Annotated in this window: 20 protein-coding genes and 1 pseudogene; 6 read left to right on the top strand and 15 right to left on the bottom strand. The window is 68.8% G+C overall.

All coding sequences use genetic code 11. From position 1 onward, the window contains the following. Positions 1 to 20 precede the first annotated feature (20 nt). Both rfaE2 (IDT60_RS01915) and IDT60_RS01910 read right to left on the bottom strand, forming a co-directional pair. On the bottom strand, positions 21 to 1592 hold the full coding sequence (gene rfaE2, locus IDT60_RS01915) for a D-glycero-beta-D-manno-heptose 1-phosphate adenylyltransferase (RefSeq protein ID WP_191080682.1): 1572 nt from the start codon (positions 1590 to 1592) through the stop codon (positions 21 to 23). Further along, entirely contained in the window at positions 1589 to 3121 is a 1533-nt protein-coding gene (locus IDT60_RS01910) for an aldehyde dehydrogenase (protein WP_191080681.1), read from the bottom strand. The genes rfaE2 (IDT60_RS01915) and IDT60_RS01910 overlap by 4 nt, the downstream gene beginning before the upstream one ends. Before the next feature lie 174 nt (positions 3122 to 3295). On the opposite strand from IDT60_RS01910, the gene IDT60_RS01905 reads away from it, so the two are divergent. Then, complete coding sequence (locus IDT60_RS01905; RefSeq protein ID WP_191080680.1) at positions 3296 to 4444, top strand: glycosyltransferase family 9 protein; 1149 nt, start codon at positions 3296 to 3298, stop codon at positions 4442 to 4444. Positions 4445 to 4448: 4 nt separating this feature from the next. Here the strand turns inward: IDT60_RS01905 and IDT60_RS01900 are convergent, their stop codons facing one another. The 7 genes from IDT60_RS01900 to IDT60_RS01870 are packed head-to-tail and all read right to left on the bottom strand — an operon-like array spanning position 4449 to position 11137. Further along, positions 4449 to 5150 carry an SDR family oxidoreductase gene (locus IDT60_RS01900; RefSeq protein WP_191080679.1) on the bottom strand — a complete coding sequence of 234 codons (702 nt, stop codon included), beginning with the start codon at positions 5148 to 5150 and terminating at the stop codon, positions 4449 to 4451. A gap of 25 nt (positions 5151 to 5175) precedes the next feature. After that, the gene (gene rfaE2 / locus IDT60_RS01895) at positions 5176 to 6558 is read right to left on the bottom strand and encodes a D-glycero-beta-D-manno-heptose 1-phosphate adenylyltransferase (RefSeq protein WP_191080678.1); all 1383 of its coding nucleotides are present in this window, start codon (positions 6556 to 6558) and stop codon (positions 5176 to 5178) included. Continuing rightward, complete coding sequence (locus tag IDT60_RS01890) at positions 6555 to 7244, bottom strand: SIS domain-containing protein (RefSeq protein WP_191080677.1); 690 nt, start codon at positions 7242 to 7244, stop codon at positions 6555 to 6557. Before IDT60_RS01890 ends, rfaE2 (IDT60_RS01895) begins: the two co-directional genes overlap by 4 nt. Beyond that, positions 7241 to 8491 carry a glycosyltransferase gene (locus IDT60_RS01885; RefSeq protein WP_191080676.1) on the bottom strand — a complete coding sequence of 417 codons (1251 nt, stop codon included), beginning with the start codon at positions 8489 to 8491 and terminating at the stop codon, positions 7241 to 7243. The genes IDT60_RS01890 and IDT60_RS01885 overlap by 4 nt, the downstream gene beginning before the upstream one ends. Beyond that, positions 8488 to 9516 (bottom strand): glycosyltransferase, encoded by a 1029-nt coding sequence (locus IDT60_RS01880; RefSeq protein WP_191080675.1) that lies wholly within the window; start codon positions 9514 to 9516, stop codon positions 8488 to 8490. The genes IDT60_RS01885 and IDT60_RS01880 overlap by 4 nt, the downstream gene beginning before the upstream one ends. Continuing rightward, on the bottom strand, positions 9513 to 10604 hold the full coding sequence (locus tag IDT60_RS01875) for a glycosyltransferase family 9 protein (RefSeq protein WP_191080674.1): 1092 nt from the start codon (positions 10602 to 10604) through the stop codon (positions 9513 to 9515). The genes IDT60_RS01880 and IDT60_RS01875 overlap by 4 nt, the downstream gene beginning before the upstream one ends. Continuing rightward, positions 10601 to 11137, bottom strand: coding sequence for an HAD-IIIA family hydrolase (locus IDT60_RS01870; RefSeq protein ID WP_191080673.1), 537 nt, complete (start codon positions 11135 to 11137; stop codon positions 10601 to 10603). Before IDT60_RS01870 ends, IDT60_RS01875 begins: the two co-directional genes overlap by 4 nt. A gap of 132 nt (positions 11138 to 11269) precedes the next feature. Between IDT60_RS01870 and IDT60_RS01865 the strand changes: the two are divergent. Continuing rightward, positions 11270 to 12208: pseudogene (locus IDT60_RS01865) on the top strand (glycosyltransferase family 9 protein); the annotation flags it as partial. On the opposite strand, the gene IDT60_RS01860 reads toward IDT60_RS01865, so the two are convergent. Next, the gene (locus IDT60_RS01860; protein WP_191080672.1) at positions 12094 to 13101 is read right to left on the bottom strand and encodes a sigma-70 family RNA polymerase sigma factor; all 1008 of its coding nucleotides are present in this window, start codon (positions 13099 to 13101) and stop codon (positions 12094 to 12096) included. The pseudogene IDT60_RS01865 and the gene IDT60_RS01860 sit on opposite strands and share 115 nt — an antisense overlap. Positions 13102 to 13262: 161 nt before the next feature. Next, entirely contained in the window at positions 13263 to 14033 is a 771-nt protein-coding gene (locus IDT60_RS01855) for a hypothetical protein (protein ID WP_191080671.1), read from the bottom strand. A 201-nt stretch (positions 14034 to 14234) separates the two neighbouring features. Here IDT60_RS01855 and IDT60_RS01850 point away from each other — a divergent pair, with 201 nt between their 5' ends. From IDT60_RS01850 to IDT60_RS01835, 4 genes are all read left to right on the top strand, one after another. Further along, positions 14235 to 15257 carry a hypothetical protein gene (locus IDT60_RS01850; RefSeq protein WP_191080670.1) on the top strand — a complete coding sequence of 341 codons (1023 nt, stop codon included), beginning with the start codon at positions 14235 to 14237 and terminating at the stop codon, positions 15255 to 15257. After that, positions 15257 to 15688, top strand: a complete 432-nt coding sequence (locus tag IDT60_RS01845) for a phage holin family protein (protein ID WP_191080669.1) — start codon at positions 15257 to 15259, stop codon at positions 15686 to 15688. Before IDT60_RS01850 ends, IDT60_RS01845 begins: the two co-directional genes overlap by 1 nt. Continuing rightward, complete coding sequence (locus tag IDT60_RS01840) at positions 15685 to 16293, top strand: DUF3618 domain-containing protein (RefSeq protein WP_191080668.1); 609 nt, start codon at positions 15685 to 15687, stop codon at positions 16291 to 16293. The genes IDT60_RS01845 and IDT60_RS01840 overlap by 4 nt, the downstream gene beginning before the upstream one ends. A gap of 93 nt (positions 16294 to 16386) precedes the next feature. Beyond that, positions 16387 to 17616, top strand: a complete 1230-nt coding sequence (locus IDT60_RS01835) for a YihY/virulence factor BrkB family protein (protein ID WP_191080667.1) — start codon at positions 16387 to 16389, stop codon at positions 17614 to 17616. 246 nt (positions 17617 to 17862) lie between these two features. Here IDT60_RS01835 and IDT60_RS01830 read toward each other — a convergent pair whose 3' ends face one another. From IDT60_RS01830 to IDT60_RS01815, 4 genes are all read right to left on the bottom strand, one after another. Then, complete coding sequence (locus tag IDT60_RS01830; protein ID WP_223883846.1) at positions 17863 to 18606, bottom strand: glycosyltransferase family 2 protein; 744 nt, start codon at positions 18604 to 18606, stop codon at positions 17863 to 17865. Between the two features lies 1 nt (position 18607). Further along, complete coding sequence (locus tag IDT60_RS01825) at positions 18608 to 20011, bottom strand: bifunctional PIG-L family deacetylase/class I SAM-dependent methyltransferase (RefSeq protein WP_191080666.1); 1404 nt, start codon at positions 20009 to 20011, stop codon at positions 18608 to 18610. Next, positions 20005 to 21099, bottom strand: coding sequence for an acyl-CoA dehydrogenase family protein (locus tag IDT60_RS01820; protein ID WP_191081778.1), 1095 nt, complete (start codon positions 21097 to 21099; stop codon positions 20005 to 20007). Before IDT60_RS01820 ends, IDT60_RS01825 begins: the two co-directional genes overlap by 7 nt. Before the next feature lie 69 nt (positions 21100 to 21168). Then, on the bottom strand, positions 21169 to 21648 hold the full coding sequence (locus IDT60_RS01815; protein ID WP_191080665.1) for a Dps family protein: 480 nt from the start codon (positions 21646 to 21648) through the stop codon (positions 21169 to 21171). Positions 21649 to 21721: the final 73 nt, after the last annotated feature.

The following is a 21721-nucleotide window of genomic DNA, read 5'->3' as shown; positions in this document are numbered from 1 at the left end:
TTCACCCCAAATCGGCGGCCTCAGGAACCCGGGTTTGCCACTGCACCGTCGCGGATCCGTTGGACCACGGCGGTGGTGGAGCGCTCCGCCACATAATCGAGGATGACGACGCGGCCGCCGTATTCCTCCACGGCGTCGGTTTCCGCCAGCATCTCCGGGGTGTAGTCACCGCCCTTGGCGTAGATATCGGGCTGGATCTGCCTGATCAGAGGGCTGGCCGTGGGTGTATCGAAGATGGTCACGTAGTCCACGCAGCTGAGGGCAGCGATCACTGCCGCCCGGTCGGCCCCGGGATTGATGGGCCGGCCCGGGCCCTTGAGGCGGCGGACGGAGTCGTCGCTGTTGAGGGCCACCACCAGCACGTCGCCGAGCTGTTTGGCCTGGTTCAGGTAGCGGGTGTGCCCGCTGTGCAGCACGTCGAAGCAGCCGTTGGTCAGCACAATCCGCTGGCCGTGGGCCCGGTGCGCGGAAACCTGCAGCACAAGTTCGTCGGCGCTGAGCGCCGTGTCCGCGAAGCTCTCCAGGTGCCTGGCGAGCTGGGCAGTGCTGCAGACGGACGTGCCGGGCTGGTGCACCACCACGTCCGCGGCCGCCTGGGCGAGGTCCAGGCTCGCCGTCAGGGGAAGACCCGCCGACCGGGCCAGGGTCAGGGCGGCCACGAAGGTATCGCCGGCCCCGGACGCCTGTTTCTCAGCGGCCGGCCGCGCCCAGGTGCGGTGCGTGGTTCCGTCGGCGGCAAAGAGCACGGTTCCGTCCCTGTCCAGCGTCACCACCACCGCCCGGGCCCCAGTGGAGGAAAGCAGGGCGTCCCGATGCCCGGTCACGGTTTCCACGCGGCCGTTGCCCTCTGCCAGGCGCAGGTCCAGCAGCCGGGCAGTTTCCTGGGCGTTGGGGGTGACAAGGTCCGGCCGCAGCCCGGCCCACGGGCGCGGGTCATGCGCGTCAACCACCGTCAGGGGGCGGTCAGCGACCGAACCGACGCCGGTTTCCGCCACCCTCAGTGCCTCCCCGAGTGCGGCGCGGACCGGGCCTGCCAGGACCCCGGTCCCGTAGTCGCACACCAGTACCGCGTCCTGATGTCCGACGGCGGCGCGCACCGAGGAGGCCAGCGCCGCCAGCGCGGCGGCCGGGACAGCCGTGGCCGAGTCATCGATCCGCAGCATCACCTGGCCGCCGCTGCTGATCCGGATCTTCGTGGTGGTGACCATGTCCGGATGGGAATGCAGGTGCTTGAGGTCAATGCCGGCCGCCTCGAGTTTCCGCCGAAGCGTTGCACCGGCGTCGTCCGTTCCGATGATGCCTGCCACGGATACCCTGGCGCCGAGGGCGGCCAGGTTCATGGCGGTATTGGCCGCCCCGCCGGGGGCGAACTCGCGGCTGGTGACGTCCACTACCGGGGCGGGGGCCTCCCGGCAGAGCCGTTCAATGGTGCCGCTCCACCAGCCGTCCAGCATAACGTCGCCGATCACCAGGATGGCCGGGCTTTCGGCAGCCAACCGCCGGGGAAGCCCGCCGGAGAGGGCACGCTGGCTGGACAGGTCGCCCGCCCCGCCGGGGCCGGCTGATGCGCCGGATGCCTTCGCCGCGCTCACTGCGGGCCGCCGTCCCGGCCCCGGTCAGGCCCTCCCCGCAGGGGCTCCTCATCCCTGATCTGTTCCTCCACAACGTTCCCGGCCTGCACCGGATCCGGCATCGGTTCATCAGGCAGGTGGAGGGCGAACGCCGGCGGGGCTGCCACATGCACTACCTTCACCCGGGTGAATTCGTCCAGCAGCTCCGGGCCGTAGCCGAACCCCTCGCCGCTGGCACCCCGCGGCTGGGCGGATCCGCCGGGCGCACCGCCAAAGACCTCGTTGATTTTCACGGTGCCCACTGGAAGGGCCGCGATGGCCTTCTGGACGTGGGCGATGCTCCCCGTCAGGACCGTTGCAGCCAGGCCGTAGCGGCCACTGCCCGCAAGCCGCAGCCCGTCGTCGAAGTTTTCGACCACCTGGACCGCTGCCACCGGGCCGAAGGTTTCCTCGGTCATCACCTGCATGCTGTCCGTGCAGCCGAGCAGGACCGTGGCCGGGTAGAAGGCGCCGGGCCCGGCGGGAACAGCGCCGCCTTCCACCGCCCGCGCACCCTGCTCAAGGGCCCCGGCAACCTGGGCGTGGACGGTGTCACGCAGCCTGGTATCCACCAGCGGGGCGACGCTGCCGTTGCTGTTGCGCAGCGCCGCTTCGGCTTCGAGGGCGGCGCAGAAGCGGGCAGCTATCGCTTCGTGGACGTAGATCCGTTCCACCGAGGTGCAGATCTGGCCGCTGTTGCTGAAGGCACCGATGGCAGCCTGCTCAGCAGCCCAGCCAGGGTCCACGTCGCGGTCCACCACCAGGGGATCGTTGCCGCCGTTCTCCCGGATCACATGGGCTCCGGTTTTGGCCCCGGCACGGGCAATCCGCGTGCCGGCAGCACTGGAGCCCACATGGGCAATGACATCGACGGCGGCACCGGTCAGGAGCGCGCCCACCCCGGCGCCGCCGGAGACCGTGAGCAGGACCCCTGGCGGAAACGCCGCTGCCAGCACTTCCCCCAGTGCCTCGCCGAGGCGTGGGCAGCGTTCACTCGGCTTGTGCACCACGGTGTTTCCGGTGACCAGGGCCGCGCCAATGAGTCCGCAGGCCACCGCCACCGGATCGTTCCAGGGAGTGAGGAGAACCGCCACGCCGCGGGGTTCGGCAACCGTGTAATCAGAGGCCGACCGGTTGCCCAGCAGGCTGTGGCCGCGGTGCAGGGGGCCGAGCTCGGCGTACTGTTCCAGCGTGGAGACGCCGGCGGCTATCCCGGCCAGGGCCTCCTCGAACGGGCGTCCGGTTTCGCTGCTGTTCAGGCCGGCCAGCTCCCCCGCTGCGGCGTCGAGGGCCCGCGCCGCGGCCCGGAGTGCGGCGCCCCGCTCTCCCGGTGCGACGGCCGCCCAGCGGACGGCCGCGCTCCGGGCCACCTCGACGGCATGGTTCACCGCGACGGGTTCAGCTTCGGGGACGGACCACAGGTACTCTCCCGTGCGGGGATCGCAGATGGTCAGTCCGGTGCCGTCAAGGGTCTGGCCGGTGGGTGTGCCGGGCTTGGCAGTCGTATGCATGGAACTCCTCCGTACGTACTTGTCCTTGCGGTCCCGTACCCCGGGAACAGGTGTTTACACAGCCGCGCCAAGGCAGGGTGCCCCTCTAGCCAGCGGCGCCGCGCATCCGTAGGGTGGCACCACGCGGCACGAACGCAGCGGGAAACGGGCGTGCGCAATACGGAAGGGGCCCGCATGGAACAGACCGCCACCGGCATCGGGCCGCTGCTGGACAGGTTCGACGGCGTTTCCCGGATCGCGCTGCTGCGCGGCGGCGGCCTGGGCGACCTGATGTTCGCCCTCCCGGCCGTGCCGGCGCTGAAAGCGGCCTACCCCGGCAGCACCGTCACGCTGCTGGGCACGCCCGTTCACGAGGCGCTCGTGTCCGCCGCGCACACCGGCTTTGACGACGTGATGGTCCTGCCCGTCGCCGAAGGGGTACGGCCCGGACATGAGGATCCGGCCGCCATGGAATCCTTCTTCCGTGCCGCACGAGAACGGCAGTTCGACCTTGCCGTGCAGCTCCACGGCGGCGGCCGCTTCTCCAACCCCTTCCTGCTGCAACTGCAGGCGCGGCATACGGTGGGTTCCGGCACACCGGACGCCGCCCCGCTGGAACGCACCCTGCCCTACGTGTACTACCAGCACGAACCGCTGCGCTCGCTGGAAGTTGCCGGACTGGCCGGCGCCCCGCCCGTCCACCTGGAGGCCCGGCTCGATCCGCGGGCGGAGTTTGTGGCCCGGCTGCCGGAAACCCTGGGAGCGGCACTCCCGCCCGACGGCCAGCCGCTGCTGGTGCTCCACCCCGGTGCCACCGACCCGCGGCGTCACTGGCCTGCAGGCAGTTTCGGCGCGGTCGCCCGGGCAGCGGCCGACGACGGCGCCCGCGTCCTGGTGGTCGGTGACCACAGTGAAACGGGGCTGGCGGACGCCGTGGTGAGTGCCGCCGTCGGGCGTCCCGCAGGGGGAACCACCGGGAGGTCCACGCACAGCGGTGAGCCCCCGGTTGCCTCCGTCGCCGGGATGCTGGGGCTCGGGGAACTGGCCGCACTGCTGGCCCGCGCAGACGTGGTTCTGGCCAACGACAGCGGCCCCCGCCACCTGGCGCAGGCGCTCGGCACGCCCACAGTGGGGATCTACTGGGCCGGCAACGCGCTGACCTCCGGTCCGCTGGGGCGCGGCAGGCACCGGGTCCATCTGTCCTGGGTGACGAACTGCCCGGTGTGCGGCGCGGACGTCACGCAGGTGGGGTGGACGGCCCCGCGCTGCCCGCACAACGGTTCATTGGTGGCCGGCATCCGGCCCGGGGACGTGTACGCGGACGTCCGCAGCCTGTTGCACTGACCCGTCACGGCCAGGAGCCTTCCTCCGGATGGCAGATCAGCATCTCCCGCACCTCGCAGCCCGGCGGCTGGGACAGGACAAAGAGGATGGCCCGGGCCACGTTCCCGGGGCTGTTCAGACGGGAATCGTCCTGCGGTTTGTACTGCTCGGTCCGGTCGTCGAAGAAGCGGGTCTTCATGCCGCCGGGAATCATGGCGGTCACGCCGATCTCCCCGCCGGTCTCGGCTGCCAGGGCGTGCGTGAAGCCGATGACGCCGAACTTGGAGGCACAGTACGCCGTGGCATCCGCCACGGCCCGCTTGCCCAGGGTGGACGCCACCGTCACCACCCTGCCGTGCGAGGTCTTCAGGTACGGCAGGGCGGCCCGGACCACCGATACCGTGCCGAGGAGGTTCACGCCGATCACCTTCTCCCATTCTTCCGCCGCGACGTCCGCCAATTTTCCGCAGCGGTCGATTCCGGCAGCGGTGACCACCGCATCGAGTCCGCCCAGCGACTCCGCCGCCTCCCGGACGGTCTGTTCCACCGCTGAACGGTCTGCAACGTCCACCTCGAAAGCCTTCACGCCGGAGACGCTGCTGATGTCGCGGTCCAGCACCACGGGTGTCCCGCCGGCTTTCAGCACAGCATCGACGACGGCGGCGCCAAGTCCGGAGGCACCTCCCGTGACCAGGACCCGGCCAGGCCAGGATGGCTCAGTGTTCATGGTGTTCCTTTCAGTGGGGATTGGTTCAGCTGACTTTCGCGAGGGCTTCGGCCAAGGCGGTGGAGGACCGGGCCGGGTGGTAGGGCACGGTGACGCAGCGCCCGCCCCAGCTTTCCACCAGGTCGGCTTCGGGCAGCCTTTCGCCCTTGTAGTCCCCGCCTTTGGCCCAGATGTCGGGACGGAGCCGGTCCAGGACGGCTTCGGGGGTGTCTTCGTCAAAAATCATGACCGCATCCACGCATTCCAGGGCAAGCAACAGCTCGGCCCTGTCCTGCTGGCCCATGATGGGACGCTGGTCGCCTTTCAGCCGGCGCACGGAGGCATCGGAGTTCAGGCAGACAATCAGGCAGTCGCCCAGCTCCCGCGCGGCAGCCAGTGACCTCACGTGGCCGGCGTGCAGCAGGTCGAAGCAGCCGCCGGTGGCAACCACCTTGCCGCCGTTTTCCCGCACCCGCCGGACCAGCAGCAGGGGCTCGGCGGGGCGGTGCCGGACTTTGCCGTGTCCGCGCCGGTCCGGCAGCGAGGCCACACCCCCGGCCGCCAGGAAATCGGCGGCCTCGTGGACGGCCAGGACGGCGGCATCCTCAAGGTCCCTGCCTTCCAGGAGGTGCACGGCCACACTCGCGGCCAGCCTGTCCCCGGCTCCGCAAGGGTCCGCTGCCTCAACCCGCGGTGCCAGGATGGGACGCGGCGTGCGGTCCCGTTCGAGCAGCAGGGTTGCCCCGCGTTCCCCGGTGGTGACCAGGACCGCGCGGCTGTGCCACTCATCCAGCAGGATGCCGGCCACCTCGCCCGCCCCGTCAGCAGCCGCCGGTCCATACGGACCGGCCGGCCGGGTGCGGGCAGACTGGTGCGCCTCCGCCAGGTTCGGCGTCACCACAGCGACGCCGGGAACAGGCGGGGCACCGGACGGGTGCGGGTCCCAGACCACCGGGACGTCATCGGCCAGCCTTTCGAGCAGTTCCCGCAACTGGGGGTTGGCGGCCAGGCCGCGGCCGTAGTCGGCCACAATAATGGCACGGGCTTTGGCCACTGCCCGCAGCATCGCGGGGGTTACGTCCGGTGCCACCGGCCTGCCGCAGTCCTCATCAATCCGGACCACCGCGTGGGTGCCTGCCCGGACGCGCGTCTTGACCGGTGTCGGGGAGCCGCTCGGACCGGCCACCACACGCACCCCGGCGAGTGCAGCCTCCACGTGCCGCCCGGCGTCGTCGTCCGCCAGGACCGTCACCAGCGTCACGGGCCAGCCGTCTTCAGCGAGCATCCGGGCCACCAGCCCTGCTCCGCCCGCGCGGCGCCTGATGCCGGACACATCCACCACGGGGACGGGAGCGTCCGGGCTGAGCCGGGTAGCTTCCCCGGACAGGTCAACGTCGAGGATCACGTCCCCTACAACGACGATGCTCATGGCTGGCCCGTCCTTGAGGTTCGGCGGTCAACCTCGCACTCGAAGGCCCGGCAGAGCGCATGCAGGGCGATCAGGTGGGCTTCCTGGGCGTTGGCGTTAAGGCTTTCGATCAGGACCGCCTCATCGCACGCGGTGGCGAGGGGGTTGGGGCCCGGCCCGGTGAGCGCCCAGGTGGTGAGGCCAAGCCGCCCGGCCGCTTCCACTGCACGGAGCAGGTTGGGGCTGTTGCCGCTGGTGGACAGCAGGACCAGCACGTCGCCGGAGCGCCCGTGCGCGCGGACCTGGCGGGCGAACACTTCCTCGTAGCCGTAGTCGTTGGCGATGGCCGTGACCGCAGAGGTTTCCGCATGCAGTGAGATGGCGGAGAACGGGACGCGCTCGCCGTCGAACCTGCCCACGAGTTCGGCGGTCAGGTGTTGGGCCTCGGCCGCGGAGCCGCCGTTCCCGGCAGCAAGGAGCCGCTGGCCGCTGAGCATCCGGTTCGCCAGTTCAACGCCCCACGCGGCGAGGCGGGCGGACTGGCCGCGGAGCGAATCCAGCGCCGGAACGACGTTGTCCAGATGGACCCGCACAGCATCGGCGGCAGCGGCCTTCGCTGCCTCATTCGCAGGCGCCAGCCCCGGTAAGGCAGCCTCCCCGGCCAGGGCTTGGAGGTCCTGTTCCCGGAGGAACCATTCGGCAGTCACAGCGCCGCTCCTTCCATCCGGACCTGTCCGGCGGCCATGCCCGACATCGCCGCCTGGTAAGCCTTCTCAGTCTCGGCGGCCACACGGTCCCAGGAATACCGCGAGCGCGCCCGCTGCTGCCCGGCGGCGCCCAGTTCTGCCTGCAGCGCCGGGTCACCGAGGAGGAGCCCCAGTGCGGAGGCGATGGCCTCCGGATCCCGCGGCGGCACGTGGATCCCCGTGCCGTGGTCCACTACTGTGTCGCGGAGCCCGCCGACGGCGGCAGCCACCACGGGCACGCCACACGCCATCGCCTCCAACGGGACGATGCCAAACGGCTCATACCAGGGAGTACAGACCACGGCGTTTGCGCTGCGGAAGATCCCGGGCATGTCAGCGCGCGGCACCTGCCCCCTGAAGGTCACCTGGGGCAGGACGCCGAGCCCGGCGGCGAGTGCCATGAGGCGCCGCACTTCCGGATCCGAGTGAAGCACCCCGGGGTCGGCGCCGCCGCCCACGATGAGGAGCTCGACGTCGTGATGTCCCGCCGCGGCGAGAAGCGGGAGGGCGCGGATCACCAGGTCAACACCCTTGCGGGGCACCAGCCGGCCCACGGAAAGGATGCGGTGGCGTCGGGTGCGCGGGGCGGCAGGGGCGGCGGTGGTGAAGAGCCCCAGGTCCACGCCGCAGGGTGCGATGGACACCTTGCCGGTGTCGATGCCCATGGCTTTCAGTTCGAAGACCTCGTCCGGGCAGGTGGCGATGATCCGGTCGGCATCACGTCCCACGCCGGGCTCCAGCCAGCGGCGTTCGCGGGGGCTGGTGTCTTCTGCGCCCTGAAACCGGCGTTTGACGGTGCCGAGCGCGTGGAACGTCTGGACCATCGGGACCCGGAACGCGGTGTCCCGCCGTGCCGCGTCGAGCGCTGCCAGGCCCGACATCCAGAAATGGCCGTGCACCACGTCCGGCGGCCGCTGCCCCCAGTCCCGGGCAATGCCGTCGGCCAACTCCCCCATCAAGGGGAGCAGTTCGTCCTTGGGGATGTGGCGGGCGGGCCCGGCGTCCACATGGACAACGTCCAGCCCTGGCCCCACTCTTACGCGGCGGTCCAGCTCAGGAGCGTCGCGCCGCGTGTAGACCGTGACGCTGTGGCCCCGCCTGGCGAGGGCCTCGGACAGGGCCGCCACGTGGACGTTCTGCCCGCCGGCATCCACCCCGCCCAGTGCGGCCAGCGGACTGGCGTGTTCTGAAACCATTGAGATTCTCATAGGTTTTTCCTTTCTGGCGCCGGGACGAGGATCTGCTCTTCGAGACGTTCAATACCGGGGTCCCCGGGCAGGAGGTCCGCAAGCAGCGTGTCCCAGTCGTCCAGGAACCTCCCCAGGCTGTAGCGGGCCAAAGCGGCCTCCCTGGCGGCGACGCCCCGCCGTCGGGCTTCTTCCGGGTTGGCGAGCAGACGCCTGGCGGCGCGGAGCAGTTCGTCCACATCAGTGGATACTGCCCCGGCTTCCGGCGGCACGGCCCGGGCCGCTTCGGTCGTGGCGAGGGCAACCACCGGCATACCCAGGTGCATCGCTTCCAGGAGGGACAGACCCAGCGATGTCCAGCGCATGGGGTGGACGTAGACACGGCAGCGGGCCATTTCGCGGTGGAGCTCGCGGGTCTTAAGGTCACCGCGGATCCGGAGCCGGGCATTCTCGAAGCCTGCGGCTGCGGCGAGTCCCTCGGTTTTCATGCCGAACACATGGACCGGGGCCGCGGCGGCGAAAGCCGGCAACAGATCGGTTCCGGTCACGCGGCCGCGGCGCACGGGCTCGTTCACCACGACGGCCAGTTCCGGCAGTTCGCCGGTATAGAGCTGACCCGGGTCCGGGATGCCGTGTTCCACCACCAGCGAGGGGGCCCAGCCGGTATCCCAGGCGAGCTTGTTGAAGTGGGTCACGTGCACAACGGGAATGCTGTCCTGGTCGGCGAGCGGGTGCCGGGTGAATGGAAAGTTCCCCTTGGGCGTGTTGTGTTCCAGGAACACCGCCGGGAGGTCGACGCCGGGGCGCCGGCCCAGGCGGGCAGTCACCTCCTCGATTTCCTCCGGACGTTGAAGCACGACGGCGTCCACCTCGCCGGCGTCGAGGCCGGCCAGCGACACTTCCCGGACTGAGTCAGGCCAGTCCCTGCCTGCCAGTCCCAGCCCCCAAGGGCCGCCCCCGGGAAGTACTGGCAGGAGATACTCATGCCGGCCGCGGACAAAGGCATCTGTCCAGGATCCGTGCACGTGCCACAAGAGGATCCTCATCGGCTGCGGTCCTTTCTCCGGGTGCTGAGGCGGGTGCTGAGCGAGGAGACGCCGCCAATCAGGCGCTCCACCGCCCGCATTACGTCTTCCGGTGACACTGAATCCAGGCAGGGATGTCCGGGAACGGGGCAGATCCTGGCCCGGGTCAGGCGGCACGCGGCGTTCTGATCGCCAAGTAGTTCCAGGGGTACGCCGTAAGGGGCCCAGCGCACAGCAGGGACCACCGGGGAAAAGAGGCAGGCAACAGGGGTTCCCACGGCTGCGGCCAGATGGGCTGGTCCGGTATTTCCAACCACAACCGCTTCCGCTCCGGCAAGGACCCCGGCCAAGGTGCGAAGGTCCGTGCGGCCGCCCAAATCGAGGGCGGAAGGCCCTGCCACGGTGGCGGTGAGGGAGGTTTCCGCCGGGCCGCCGGTCACCACCACACGGCGCCCTGCCCCGGCCAGGAGTTCGACGGCGGCGGCGTGGTGGAGCGGCGGCCAGGCGCGGGCCGGCACGGCTGCTCCGGGGTGGACCACCACGTAAGGTCGGTCGCCCACCAGCCCGGACACGTCGGGGACGGGCAGTATCCGCAGCTTGCCGTCGTCGCCCGCCGGCAGCGGGAAGCCGGCCGCCCGCGCTATCTGCAGCGCCCGTTCCGGCTCCGGCTGGTCCTCCGGAAGGTCCTCCCCCGGTCTGAGCCGGATATCAAGAAGGGAGCCCGCGTAATCCGTGGAAACGCCAGTGATCCGTTCTACTCCTGCGAGCCGCAGCAGGAGGGCGAGGGGCAGCGGGGACTGATGGAACGAGGTCAGGATGACGGCCTCGGCAATCCTGGAATTCCGCACATACTCAATCAGCCGGTCGGCGTGCGGGCCCGTCATCTTCGGCGCTGGATTCATGATCCACGGGCTGTCCCAGCTGTAGACTTCCCCCACTCCGGGCAGCAGGGACGCGGCCGCCTCACCCTGGCGGCCGCACAGCATCACCACATGGTTGGGCCTGCTGCCGTCGGGCTGGCGGCCACTGGCCACGGCACGCACAGCCGGGCCGGCCAGCAGGACATCGCCCAGGCTGTCCAGCCGTGCCACCAGGACGCGGCCCGTCATGACCCCTCCAGCAGCAGCTCAACGGCCCCGGCAAGGTCCTGCGCCACCAGTTTCGCTTCGGTGATCTCCTGCGGCCTCGTGACCGGCGTGGGTACCAGCACTCCCCGGGCCCCCGCCGCCTCTGCCGCGCGGACGTCGCTTCCGATGTCGCCGATGAGCGCCGCCTCAAACGCGCTGATGCCCAGCCGCCGGCAGGCGCTGTGCACCATACCGGGGGCCGGCTTTCGGCAGGCACAGCCGTCCGACTCAGCATGGGGGCACACCTCCCACACATCGAAGGGGCCCAGGAGTTCCTCCACCCTCGCGTTGACGCCGGCCACGTCCGCCGCTGTCAGGAGGCCCCTCGCCACGCCGGACTGGTTGCTGAGCACTCCTACCGCCAGCCCCCTGGCCCGCAGTGAATCGAGCACGCCTTTTGCTCCCGGCATGGCCCGGACCAGGCCGGGGTCCCCGTTGTAGGGCACGTCAACCACCAGGGTTCCGTCCCGATCGAACAGAACAGCCCTGAGCTGCGGCGTTTCGGAGCTTCCCATACGGACGTAGTTCCCCCGCGCAGCAGTCCCTAAACAGGCCAGCCGGCATTTCCACGGAATAGAATCCTTTGACACGGCTTGGGGAGACATACGGGCCGCACGCTCAGCTGGACCCAGGCGGAAGGCAGGCGGATGGGCCATCACCACGAGGGACGCGGCAGCGCCCGCCCTCAGCTTCTGGTCCTCCGCGCCCTCGGACTCGGGGATCTCCTGGTTGCCGTGCCCGCCCTGCACGCGATCCAAAGGTCTTTTCCGGACCACCGTTTGCTGTATGCCGGTCCCGCATGGCTGGCCGACGCCGTGACGCTGGTTGGCGGCTACGAACTGCTGCCCCTGCGCGGGCTGGACGATGTTCTTCCCGTACCGGGGGGCGGGGTGGACATCGCCGTCAACCTGCACGGCAAAGGCCCGCAAAGCACTGCCGTCCTGCAGGCAGCAGGACCCCGGGCCATCATGGCGCACCGGGGCAGCGGGCTGGACGGGCCGGAATGGGTTGAGGACATGAATGAGCGGCTGCGCTGGACGCGGCTGGTGCAGTGGCATGGAATCGATGCCGACCCCCGGGACGGCGCATTGAACATGCCCTCCGCCGCCACGCCTTTCCCCGCCGCCACTGTCATCCATGTGGGCGCCGCTTTTGCCAGCAGGCTCTGGCCTGCCGAGCGCTTTGCCTTGGTAGCCCGGCGCCTTTCCGACGGCGGCCACCGCGTAATTTTCACGGGGAGCACCCGCGAGCGGCCACGCGCCCGGGACATCTGCCGCCAGGCCGGGCTGCCGGGCAGCGCCGTGCTGGCAGGACAGCTGGAGCTGCGGGAGTTTGCGGCCTGCATAGCCGAAGCGAGGCTGGTGATCTCGGCAGACACCGGCGCAGCCCATCTGGCCTCCGCCTACGCACGGCCGTCCGTTGTGCTTTTCGGGCCGGTGGGTCCGGACCGCTGGGGTCCGCCGCCCGGGCCTCACGTGGTGTTGACGCGGGACGGGTTGCGCCGCGGGGACCCCTTCGCGGACAGCCCGGACCCGGCCCTTTTGGGAGTGACAGTGGACGATGTGCTCTCGGCCGCGGCTGAGCTGACAGGGGCGCAATGACTGCTGTCCTGCAGCCTGTGCTGGAGGTCCACCAGCACGCGGGCCAGACGGCGTGAAACCTGCATCTGCGACATTCCGAGCCGCTTGCCGAGTTCCACCTGCGTCTCCTCGCAGAAGTACCGGCGGTACAACAACTCCCGGTCAGCCGCGTCCAGCTCCTGCATGGCCTCACGCAGGCAGGAGAGCTCCTCCAGCCGTTCAAGGGGCATGTCCGAACAGGCCAGCATCTCTGACACAGGCAGCGCCCCGCCGTGGGGCGGGACGGCATCGAGCGAGTCCGGGCGGAGACTGCTGGAGGCATTGATGGCCTCCCGCACCTCATCCGCTCCGACCCCCAGGTGCCCGGCAAGTTCGGAAACAGTGGGATTGCGTCCCAGCTCCTGGGCCAGCTCCGGTTCGACGCGGAAAAGTTGCGAGCGCAGATCCTGGATGTTCCGCGGCGGCCGGACCATCCAGCTGCGGTCCCGTAGATAGCGCTTCAGTTCGCCGGTGATGGTGGGGGCGGCGTAGGCGGGAAAACTGTGTCCCTTGCTCCGGTCGAAGCCCCGGGCGGCCTTCACGAGGCCAAGATAAGCCACCTGGTTGAGGTCTGCCCGCTCCCGGCCGCGGGCTTCAAAGCGGGCAGCCAGTGCTTCGGCGAGATCCAGGTAATCCAGGACCAGGTCGTTTTCAAACGCCTGCCGCAGCCTCCCGCCTGTGGCGGTTGGGCGTGCAGCCTCCGGTTCCTGCGGGTGCTGCGCGGACTGGTCCGGGGGCTGCTGTGACGGCTGCGCAGACTGGTCCGGGGGCTGCTGCAGGGTCAGCTCCGGTGGCACACCTGCGGGGAGCAGACGGACAGAAGCGGTAGCTCCGGCAAGCACGGCGAGGTATTCAGGCATTGTCGGCGGTTCCTTCGGGTCTGGGTCCGAAAGCCTGCGGCAAGACTTAGCAGTAGGAAATCATAAGCCTGCTTATTAAACAATGCTTCGCCGGTTCGACCGGCCGGACAGCCTGGCATTTACCAGCCGGCCGGCCGGTCGTGAACCGGCACCGGGGCTTGTTATATTCCGGAGGGCGGCACGTCCCGGCCGGCACGCTCGCGGCGCCTCCGGAGATCCTCAGCCTGCGCGGGCTCGGCGGTGTCACCGGCCATGCGGGAATCACCATCACCGGTCACGTCACCACGGATGTCGCCACGCGACCGCGCATCAGCGCTATGAGCGTCCATGCCGCGGGCATCCGGCGTGTGTGCATCCATGCCACGAGCATCCGGCGTGTGCGCGTCCATGCCGCGGGCATCCGGCGTGTGTGCATCCATGCCGCGAGCATCCCCGGCCTGCTCCTCCGCGGTGCGTGACGATGCCGGGGCAATCCCGGGACGGGCTTCCGCGTGGCGCACGCCGCCGGAGTCGTCCCGCACGGTGTCCCGCCCCAGATCCTGGCGTGTGTCCTGGTCGCGCCGGCGAGAATCCCGGTCCCCGTCCTGGTGGACATCCGGATCAATGGCGTTGGCCTTTTCGGTCTGCCTGGCCACATCATCACGGAGGGCTCTCGCATCGCTGGCCTTCTGCTCGGCTTCCTGCTTCAGCCGCGCGGCGTCAACCTGGGCCTGCTCCGCGTCAGCACGGGCCCGGCTCGCCCGGGCCTCTTTCTCGCGGGCATCGAGCTCCACCTGCTCCGCCTTCCGGCGCATTTCGGCGGCCTTTTCGCGGTTCGCCTCGTCACGCTTCTGCTCCATTGCCCTGCGGCGACGGCCCGTCACCAGGAATGCGACCAGAAGAACCACAACAACAACGCCCACAATTACCCAAACCCAGGGTGCAATGTCCAAGCTACCCACCTCTTTCCATCTGCTTCGGCCGGACCCCGCGCCACCGGACTGGCTGACGGCTCGGACCCGCTGATCGGTCACTCGTTTGAAAATAACTACCAAGGGTACTTATGTTCTATTAGTAACCATGCTTACTATTTTACGGCCAGCATGGCTGGTTCTTGATCAGCAACCGGCCTTCTTTGGAAAGAGAGAGCGAAGATGACAGAGAACCAACGGCCCGAGGACTCGGCATATACGGCTCCTTCAGGCCTTCCCGGCTCCACAGAGGAATCAAGCTTCACCGCAGAACGCAGCGCCAGCACCTTCCCCGCAGCCGCCACGACAGGCGGAGTCTCCACCCCGCCCGCAACCTCTGTGCCGCCCACCGGTGGCGGCGTTGGCGGGTCCCGAACGGACGCCGTCAAGGGCGAGGCAGCAGACGTTGCCCGGACCGCAGCGGATTCGGCCCACAACGTGGCCGAGACCGCCAAGACGGAAGCGGCCAACGTTGCATCCGAGGCCAAGGCTAATGCCAAGGACCTGCTGTACCAGGCACGCAGTGACCTTACCGATCAGGCCGGCGTACAGCAGCAGAAGGTAGCCAGTGGCCTGCGGTCAGTTTCGGACGAGCTGCACGCCATGGCCCGCGCATCAGACCAGCCCGGGGTTGCCTCGGATCTGGTCCGCCAGGCAGCAGACCGTTCCTCCGCCGTTGCTGCGTGGCTCGACGGCCGCGATCCCGGCTCGCTCCTGAACGAGGTCAAGAGCTTTGCCCGCCAGCGTCCCGGCACCTTCCTGCTTCTGGCCGCCGGTGCTGGCGTCCTGGCAGGGCGGCTCACCCGCAGCCTCAGCGCAGGTGCACCGGAGTCCGCCACAGGATACACAGGCACCGCCGGTTACACGGGCACTGGCGGCCAGCACGCGGCAGGCCCGGGCGGCTACACGCCGTCAGGCGGTGCGTATACACCTGCGGCCGGCGGGACCATCCAGCCGCCTCCGGTCCAGCTGCCCGGTCCGGCCACCACAACGGCAGGGTTCGACGGCGGCGCTCCGGGAAGCAGCTATGGTGACCCTTCCCGCCCCGCCAGTCCGCTGGACAGCCCCCAGCTCGCGGAAGAACCGTGGTCGGACAACCGTCTCGCGGATGATCCGCTGCGGGAGCGGGAACTCGCCGACGATCCCATGGCCAATGACCCCCTGACCCGGGACCGCTCTGCGGACGGCCAGACTGGCAGGCTGTGATGAGCAGCCAGATTCCTGAGCCTCCTCCGTCGGAGGCACATGTGAAGGCGGACAACACGTCGCTGGGTGATCTGCTCGGTGAGGTCACCCGGGACCTGTCCACGCTGATGCGGCAGGAAGTGGAACTCGCCAAGGCCGAACTCAAGGAGTCCGGGTCCAAGGCCGGCAAGGGCGGCGGCATGCTCGCCGGCGCCGGCGTGGCCGGGCACTTCGTCCTGCTGTTCCTCTCCATCGCCCTCTGGTACGCCCTGGGCGAGCTGATGGGACTCGGCTGGTCCGCGGTCGTCGTCGCCGTCATCTGGGGCATCATCGCCGCCATCCTGGCCTCCATGGGCAAGAAGGAACTCAAAACGGTCAAGGGCATGCCCCAGACCACCGAAACACTCTCAGAAATCCCCCCAACCCTGAAACCCGGTGAGGTAAAACGATGAGCGAGAACCCGGACGCAATCCGTTCCGACATAGAAGCAACCCGCGCCCGCCTGGGCACCAACGTGGACGCCGTGGCCGACAAAGTCTCCCCGTCCAACATCGTCCACCGCCAAACCGACAAAGTGAAAGAAGCCGTGTTCGGCGTGAAGGAGAAAGTCATGGGAACAGCCGACGACGTCACCCACCGCGTCCAGGGCGGGGTCCACACCCGCACCGACAGCGCCGGGAACGCCCTGCATGACGCCGGCACAGCCATCAGCGACGCACCGCAACAGCTGAAGGCCAAAACCCAGGGCAACCCGATGGCCGCCGGCCTGATCGCCTTCGGCGCCGGCATGCTGCTGTCCTCCCTGATCCCGGCCAGCGAGAAGGAACGCGAAGCAGCGGACGCCATCAAAACCGCCGCCGAACCCATGACCACCCAACTGACCGAGGCCGCCAAGGACATGGCCGAAGGCTTGAAGGAACCGGCACGCGAAGCAATGGAAAACGTCAAGGCCACCGCCACCGACGCCGCCGACCACGTCAAAGCCGAAGGCCAGGTCGCAGCAGCCGACGTCAAAGACCGCGCCACCGACGCCAAGGACACCGTCCAGAACACCTGACCGGCATCCATAACCGCAAGCAGCATCACTGACAGGCCGGTCCACCTTTCCGGGAGGGCCGGCCTGTCCATTACCTACCCGAGAGGACACCCCATGGCCGCTCAAGATGCATCCGAAACCAGCACTGCCAAGGCGGGCCAAGCCCCGGCACCTGACGATTCCCGGAAGCCGGACAGCCCCGGCGATGTCACCAAACCGTCCTGGAAGTACATAGCGAAAAAGACCCTCCGGGAGTTCACCAAGGACCAGTGCCCGGATCTCGCAGCAGCCCTGACCTACTACGCCGTTCTGTCCCTGTTCCCTGCAATGCTGGCGATCGTCTCGCTGATCGGCCTCTTCGGAGACCCAGAGAAGACAACCACAGCCCTGCTGGAGATTGTGCGGGGCTTCGCCCCCGCCGAAACAGTAAACACCGTCAGCGGGCCCGTTGCGGAACTGGCCAGCGCCCCGGCCGCCGGATTTACCCTGGTCATCGGCCTCGGAACCGCGCTCTGGTCTGCCTCAGGGTACGTGGGTGCCTTCGGCCGGGCCATGAACCGGATCTATGAAGTGGACGAGGGCCGTCCCTTCGTCAAGCTGCGCGGAACCATGCTGGCGGTAACCCTCCTCGCCGTCGTCATCGTGGCCCTCCTGGCAGGCATGCTGGTGCTCAGCGGGCCCGTGGCCGAGGCAGTGGGCGGACTCATCGGTCTCAGCGGCGTGTTCCTCACCATCTGGGACATCGCCAAATGGCCGGTGATGGTCGCGCTGATCATCGCTATCATCGCGGTGCTCTACTACGCCACCCCCAACGTCAAGCAACCCAAGTTCAAATGGATGAGCCTTGGCTCCGGCATAGCGCTCTTCATCTTCCTGCTGGCCTCGCTGGGGTTCGGCTTCTATGTTGGCAACTTCGGAAACTACAACAAGACCTACGGCGCCCTCGGCGGCGTGATCGTGATGCTGCTGTGGCTGTGGATCCTGAATATGTCCCTGCTGTTTGGTGCCGAGTTCGACGCCGAGATGGAACGCGGGCGGCAGTTGCAGGCGGGCATCGAGGCTGAGGAGACCATCCAGTTGCCGCCGCGGGATACCAAGAAGAGTGAAAAGCTGCAGAAACAGGAAGAAGAAGATATTCAACACGGCCGCGAACTCCGCGAAAAGTACAGTGCAGAAAAAGCCGGGGACGCGGAAGGTTCGGACGGAGACGGCGACGGCGACGAAGGCAGGGGCGGTAGCGGCGACCGGCGCGAGAGCCAGGGCCTGGGGCGGCATCGGGACAGGGTCCGCGACAAGGTGCGTGCCAGGGCCGCCGGGAAGGACCCGGGGCGCGAGGAGCGCTAGGCCGGGAACCGGAACGTGTCGGGACTAGGCAGGGCCTGCATCTTGGAGGAAAATCAATGTAGGACAATCCGTTGAGCTTCCCGTGGCATGATGCCGCGGGTGTGAGACGGGGTCGGCGGCGAGGTGGCCTCTTCTGAGACCGAGGCCAGTCCCCCCAGTCGTCGTCGGCCCCTTGGACGTGCGGCGTGACGTGCGGTGGCTGCCGCCGTTGCGCCGGACCTGTTTGCCATCAGCAATCCACGCGCCTCAGCCCTTCAAAGCCGCCGCCGGTTCCCTTCTGAGTGCCAGCAGGTAGGAGCCGAATCCCTGCGGCGCGCGGGCATCGGTCCGGCCGGACGTCCGGACCCGGATGGTGTCCGTGGACCACACTGTGGACCCGTGCTTGCGGAGCCGCTCCACCAATCCACTGTCCTCGTGCGAGCGGAGGCGGGGGAACCCGCCCGCCAACACATAGGCTGAAGCCCGCACGCCCAGGTTCGCCCCGTGCACGTGCGGGTGATCCTCGCCCAGCGGGTGCCGCAGGTGCCAGCGCCGGAGGAGGTCCCCGTCCGTACTTTCGGGGTCCGGTTCCACGGTTCCCAGGACAGCATCGGCCCCGCGGTCGGCCAGCTCCAGCTGGCGCAGCAGCCAGTTTTCCGGAACGCAGGAATCGGCGTCTGTATTGGCCAGCCAGAGCTGCGGGGAATCATGAGGGAGCCCGGTTCCGGTGCTGCCCAGCGCCGCGCGGATCCCGGCCCGCCGGGATCCGCCGACGCTCCGGAACGTGACCTGCAACAGGCTGATCCGGTGGTCCGCCGCAGCACAACGCGACGCCACTGCCGACGACCCGTCCGTACAGCTGTCCAGCGCCACCAGGATCCTGACGGCGACGGCTGGCCGCTGTGCCTGCAGGGCATCGGCAGCTGCACAGACGGCAGCGAGGGCTGCCGGCAGGAGGTGTTCCTCATTGTGGACGGGTATCACCACCGCCACCTCCCCGATGCGCTCCACGTCAGGCCTCCAACGAGCCGGGATCACCGGGTGCCACAAGCGTTTCCAGCACAAAATCGCGTTCCTGGTACAGCCCGGCGGTGCGCCAGCGCAGCCGGTTCCGGGTCAGCGCGTGGACCGAGTCGCCGTCGAGCTCCCAGCCTGACACCGGGTGCCGCCAATGGCAGAGCAGCAGCGTACCGCCCGCCAGCATGGATGCCCGGATCCTGTCCAGGAGCTGATCAAACTCCGAGGGCGCGAGGTAGTACCCCACCTCGGAGACAACTATCAGGTCGTAGCGCCCGTGGGGCCACTCGGCCGGCAGGGTCAGCTGCCGGGTGGAGACGTGTGGAAAGGGGGCAAGGCGCTCGGCGGCACGTCCCAGGGCCGTGCTGCTGGCGTCAACTGCCAGGAGGCTGCCGCACCTTCCGGCCAGCTCGGCGGTCAGGGTTCCAATCGAGCACCCGATCTCCAGCCCCGACTCATAATGTTCCCGTGGCAATGCGGCCAGGGTCAGGCTTCGCTTTCGACGCTCATACCAGCTGGTGGTGTAATCCCAGGGGTCCGCTGACTCCGAGTGCACGGCGTCGAAAATCCGCTGCGCGTCCCCGCTGGTGTGAGGCGTGGCGTGCCGGCCCGGACCGGCGGCAACAGGTCCCGGCGGAGTCCAGGCGAATGTCTCAAAGGAACGCTGGAAATGCGCCAGAAAGCCCGGGCCGAGCAGCGTTTCGTCCCCGGCCAGTCCGGATAACGGGCGCACCTGGCTGGTGTGCGCGGCCATGGCCGCTGTCTTGGCAGCCTGCTGTTCAAGGCTGAGGGGAAGCCGGGCCCAGGACTGCCAGACGGGGTCTTGCGGGGAGGCCCAGAGCCAGTACCAGATGGGATATTCCAGCAGGGCGTGCCCGCCTTCGCGGGCGACGTCGGCCGCGGCCGCGCCCAGGGCGTCATGGTCCGCATGGCCGTCAGCACGGTAGGGCGCCACGATCGCGAGCTCCTGCGGGTTCCCCTGATATTGCTGAATGGCCTCAAGCAGCCGCGTGGTGAGGTCCGGTTTACGGTCCGCCAGGCCGCTGTCCGGCAGGCCAAGGTAACGCCACCGCCCAGCCAGCCCCAAGACGTCCATCGCGGCCGCAAATTCGTCAAGCCGGACCGCGGCGAGCCGCCCGGGAGTCATGGTGGCGGAGTTCGGGTGCGAGCCCTCCCCGGCAGTGCAGAGCAGCACCTCGACGTCGGCGCCCAACGAGTGCAGCAGCGCCAGCAGGCCTCCAGCACCCAGCGTCTCGTCATCGGGGTGGGCGGCCAGCACCACAAACCGCATGGCGCCCAGTTCCTGCGGCGCCAACGGCAGTTCGGCGAGCGCAGCCAGTCCGCTTGCAGCCCAGTCCTCTTCGTCAGTGCCCGGGTCCGTATGCGAGAAGCTCACCATGGGTGGTCCCCCGTCAGCGTCCGTTTTCCCAGCTGGGCATCGTCCCGCATGGCATGGTGCTGGCGCACGTACAGGGCCAGGTCCGCCATCCGCTTGGCGTACGGTTCGTCGAACGCCAGCGGCGCCGGCCCGCGGTTCTGGCCCACGAGGGACAGGACGCGTTCGACGGCGGCGGCTACCGTTCCGCGCACCCGCAAGGCCTCGCTCCATGCGCTGCGGTCCGCTCCCGCGGTCCGGTTGGGAAGGGCACCGCCGTCGGACAGGGCACCCGCGTTAGACAGGGCACCGCCGTCGATCAGCTCTGCCGTACGCGCCAGGTACTGGAGGGTGGAGGTAAGGATCCGGTCCGTCTCACCCAAAGCTGCCAGCGCAATCTGGTCAGGTTCGCGGCCCTTCTCCGCAGCGGCAGCCAGGGATTCCTTGTAGTCCCTGGCCACCGCCACGGCTCCACCAAGCCAGCAGGCGGCCACACCCATGCCGCCCCATGCGAAACCCGGCCGGCTGAAGTACCAGTCATCCCCGCCCAAGGGAAGTGCCGGCACCTGGTCAAAATGGACAGTTCCGCTGGGAATTTCCCGCAGTCCGCGCGCCACCCACACGGGATCCTCGCACGTCACTCCCGGGTGCCGCAGGTCCACGGCAAAGGCGGCCCTCCCACCGGTTTCGGTGTGGGCGGTAATGACGGCGCGGTCCAGAAGAGGCGCCAGGGAACACCACGGTTTGGCGCCGCTCAGCAGGATGCCATCACCATCGCGTTTGGCCTCCAGCCGGGTTCCCGGACCTTCGGCGGCGAACACTCCCCACACCCCGCCGCGCTCCTCCGGTGCAACGCCCGCCTGCGCCAGGATGGCCTGCGCGTCCAGATGCGGTTCAAAAACGCGGCCGGCGGCCACATCCACCCCGGCCACCGAAGCAAGCAGTTCCCATAGACGGCCGGTCTGCCCGTCCCCCGGCTTTGGCCAGTCGCTTCCCACATTCCCGGCAACGGCCAGCAGTGCCGGGACGTCGCCGGCAGCCGCCGCTACGGAGTCCAGCAGGCTGCCCCAGCGGGCCAGTTCGGCATCAGCAGACACCAGGCGGACAGGCATCGGAAGGCGGCCCCGGCCGTGAGCAGCGGTCACCGGTTGGTATTCAGTCACGCGGCTGTCAGCCCCGGCCTACTTTTCTGCCGGTTCGGTAACAGGCGCTGAGGGTGTCATGGTTTCGGCGTTGACCATCCAGGCCAACTGCTCCAGCCGCTCGATGGCGGCGTGCAGGAGGTCGGCGCTGGTGGGATCTTCATCGTCCACCTCGTCATGGACGTCGCGCATGGTCTTAACCGTGCGTTCGAGCCTGGCAGTGACCAGCTTGACGGCATCCTTTGTGGAAACCAGCCCTGCGGCAAACTGGTCCAGGCGCGTATCCGCGGCTACAGTCCGGCTTCGGCCGTCGGGCAGGGCATGCAGCGCACGCATCCGTTCCGCCGCGTCGTCAGCGAACTGGCGGGCACTGGCGATGATCTCGTCCAATTGCAGGTGAAGGTCACGGAAATTGGTGCCCACGATGTTCCAGTGGGCCTGCTTGCCCTGCATGTGAAGCTCAATCAGGTCCGTGAGAACCATCTGAAGATTGCTGGCAAGGGTGGGTGACGCTTTCATCGAATTCCTCCACTGCAGGCTGTCTGATCCGGACGGGCATCGGCCGGGGTCATTCTAAGCATACTTATGAATT

Source organism: Pseudarthrobacter sp. BIM B-2242, from assembly GCF_014764445.1.
Classification (GTDB): Bacteria; Actinomycetota; Actinomycetes; order Actinomycetales; family Micrococcaceae; genus Arthrobacter; species Arthrobacter luteus_A.
This window is presented reverse-complemented; position numbering and strand designations above follow the sequence as displayed.

What these genes read in the sequence shown, in the direction of transcription:
- IDT60_RS01910 (WP_191080681.1), bottom strand. Translation starts at nt 3,121, where the DNA reads ATGCATACGACTGCCAAGCCCGGCACACCCACCGGCCAGACCCTTGAC.
- IDT60_RS01905 (WP_191080680.1), top strand. Translation starts at nt 3,296, where the DNA reads ATGGAACAGACCGCCACCGGCATCGGGCCGCTGCTGGACAGGTTCGAC.
- IDT60_RS01900 (WP_191080679.1), bottom strand. Translation starts at nt 5,150, where the DNA reads ATGAACACTGAGCCATCCTGGCCTGGCCGGGTCCTGGTCACGGGAGGT.
- rfaE2 (WP_191080678.1), bottom strand. Translation starts at nt 6,558, where the DNA reads ATGAGCATCGTCGTTGTAGGGGACGTGATCCTCGACGTTGACCTGTCC.
- IDT60_RS01885 (WP_191080676.1), bottom strand. Translation starts at nt 8,491, where the DNA reads ATGAGAATCTCAATGGTTTCAGAACACGCCAGTCCGCTGGCCGCACTG.
- IDT60_RS01880 (WP_191080675.1), bottom strand. Translation starts at nt 9,516, where the DNA reads ATGAGGATCCTCTTGTGGCACGTGCACGGATCCTGGACAGATGCCTTT.
- IDT60_RS01875 (WP_191080674.1), bottom strand. Translation starts at nt 10,604, where the DNA reads ATGACGGGCCGCGTCCTGGTGGCACGGCTGGACAGCCTGGGCGATGTC.
- IDT60_RS01870 (WP_191080673.1), bottom strand. Translation starts at nt 11,137, where the DNA reads ATGGGAAGCTCCGAAACGCCGCAGCTCAGGGCTGTTCTGTTCGATCGG.
- IDT60_RS01860 (WP_191080672.1), bottom strand. Translation starts at nt 13,101, where the DNA reads ATGCCTGAATACCTCGCCGTGCTTGCCGGAGCTACCGCTTCTGTCCGT.
- IDT60_RS01850 (WP_191080670.1), top strand. Translation starts at nt 14,235, where the DNA reads ATGACAGAGAACCAACGGCCCGAGGACTCGGCATATACGGCTCCTTCA.
- IDT60_RS01845 (WP_191080669.1), top strand. Translation starts at nt 15,257, where the DNA reads ATGAGCAGCCAGATTCCTGAGCCTCCTCCGTCGGAGGCACATGTGAAG.
- IDT60_RS01840 (WP_191080668.1), top strand. Translation starts at nt 15,685, where the DNA reads ATGAGCGAGAACCCGGACGCAATCCGTTCCGACATAGAAGCAACCCGC.
- IDT60_RS01835 (WP_191080667.1), top strand. Translation starts at nt 16,387, where the DNA reads ATGGCCGCTCAAGATGCATCCGAAACCAGCACTGCCAAGGCGGGCCAA.
- IDT60_RS01825 (WP_191080666.1), bottom strand. Translation starts at nt 20,011, where the DNA reads ATGGTGAGCTTCTCGCATACGGACCCGGGCACTGACGAAGAGGACTGG.
- IDT60_RS01820 (WP_191081778.1), bottom strand. Translation starts at nt 21,099, where the DNA reads ATGCCTGTCCGCCTGGTGTCTGCTGATGCCGAACTGGCCCGCTGGGGC.
- IDT60_RS01815 (WP_191080665.1), bottom strand. Translation starts at nt 21,648, where the DNA reads ATGAAAGCGTCACCCACCCTTGCCAGCAATCTTCAGATGGTTCTCACG.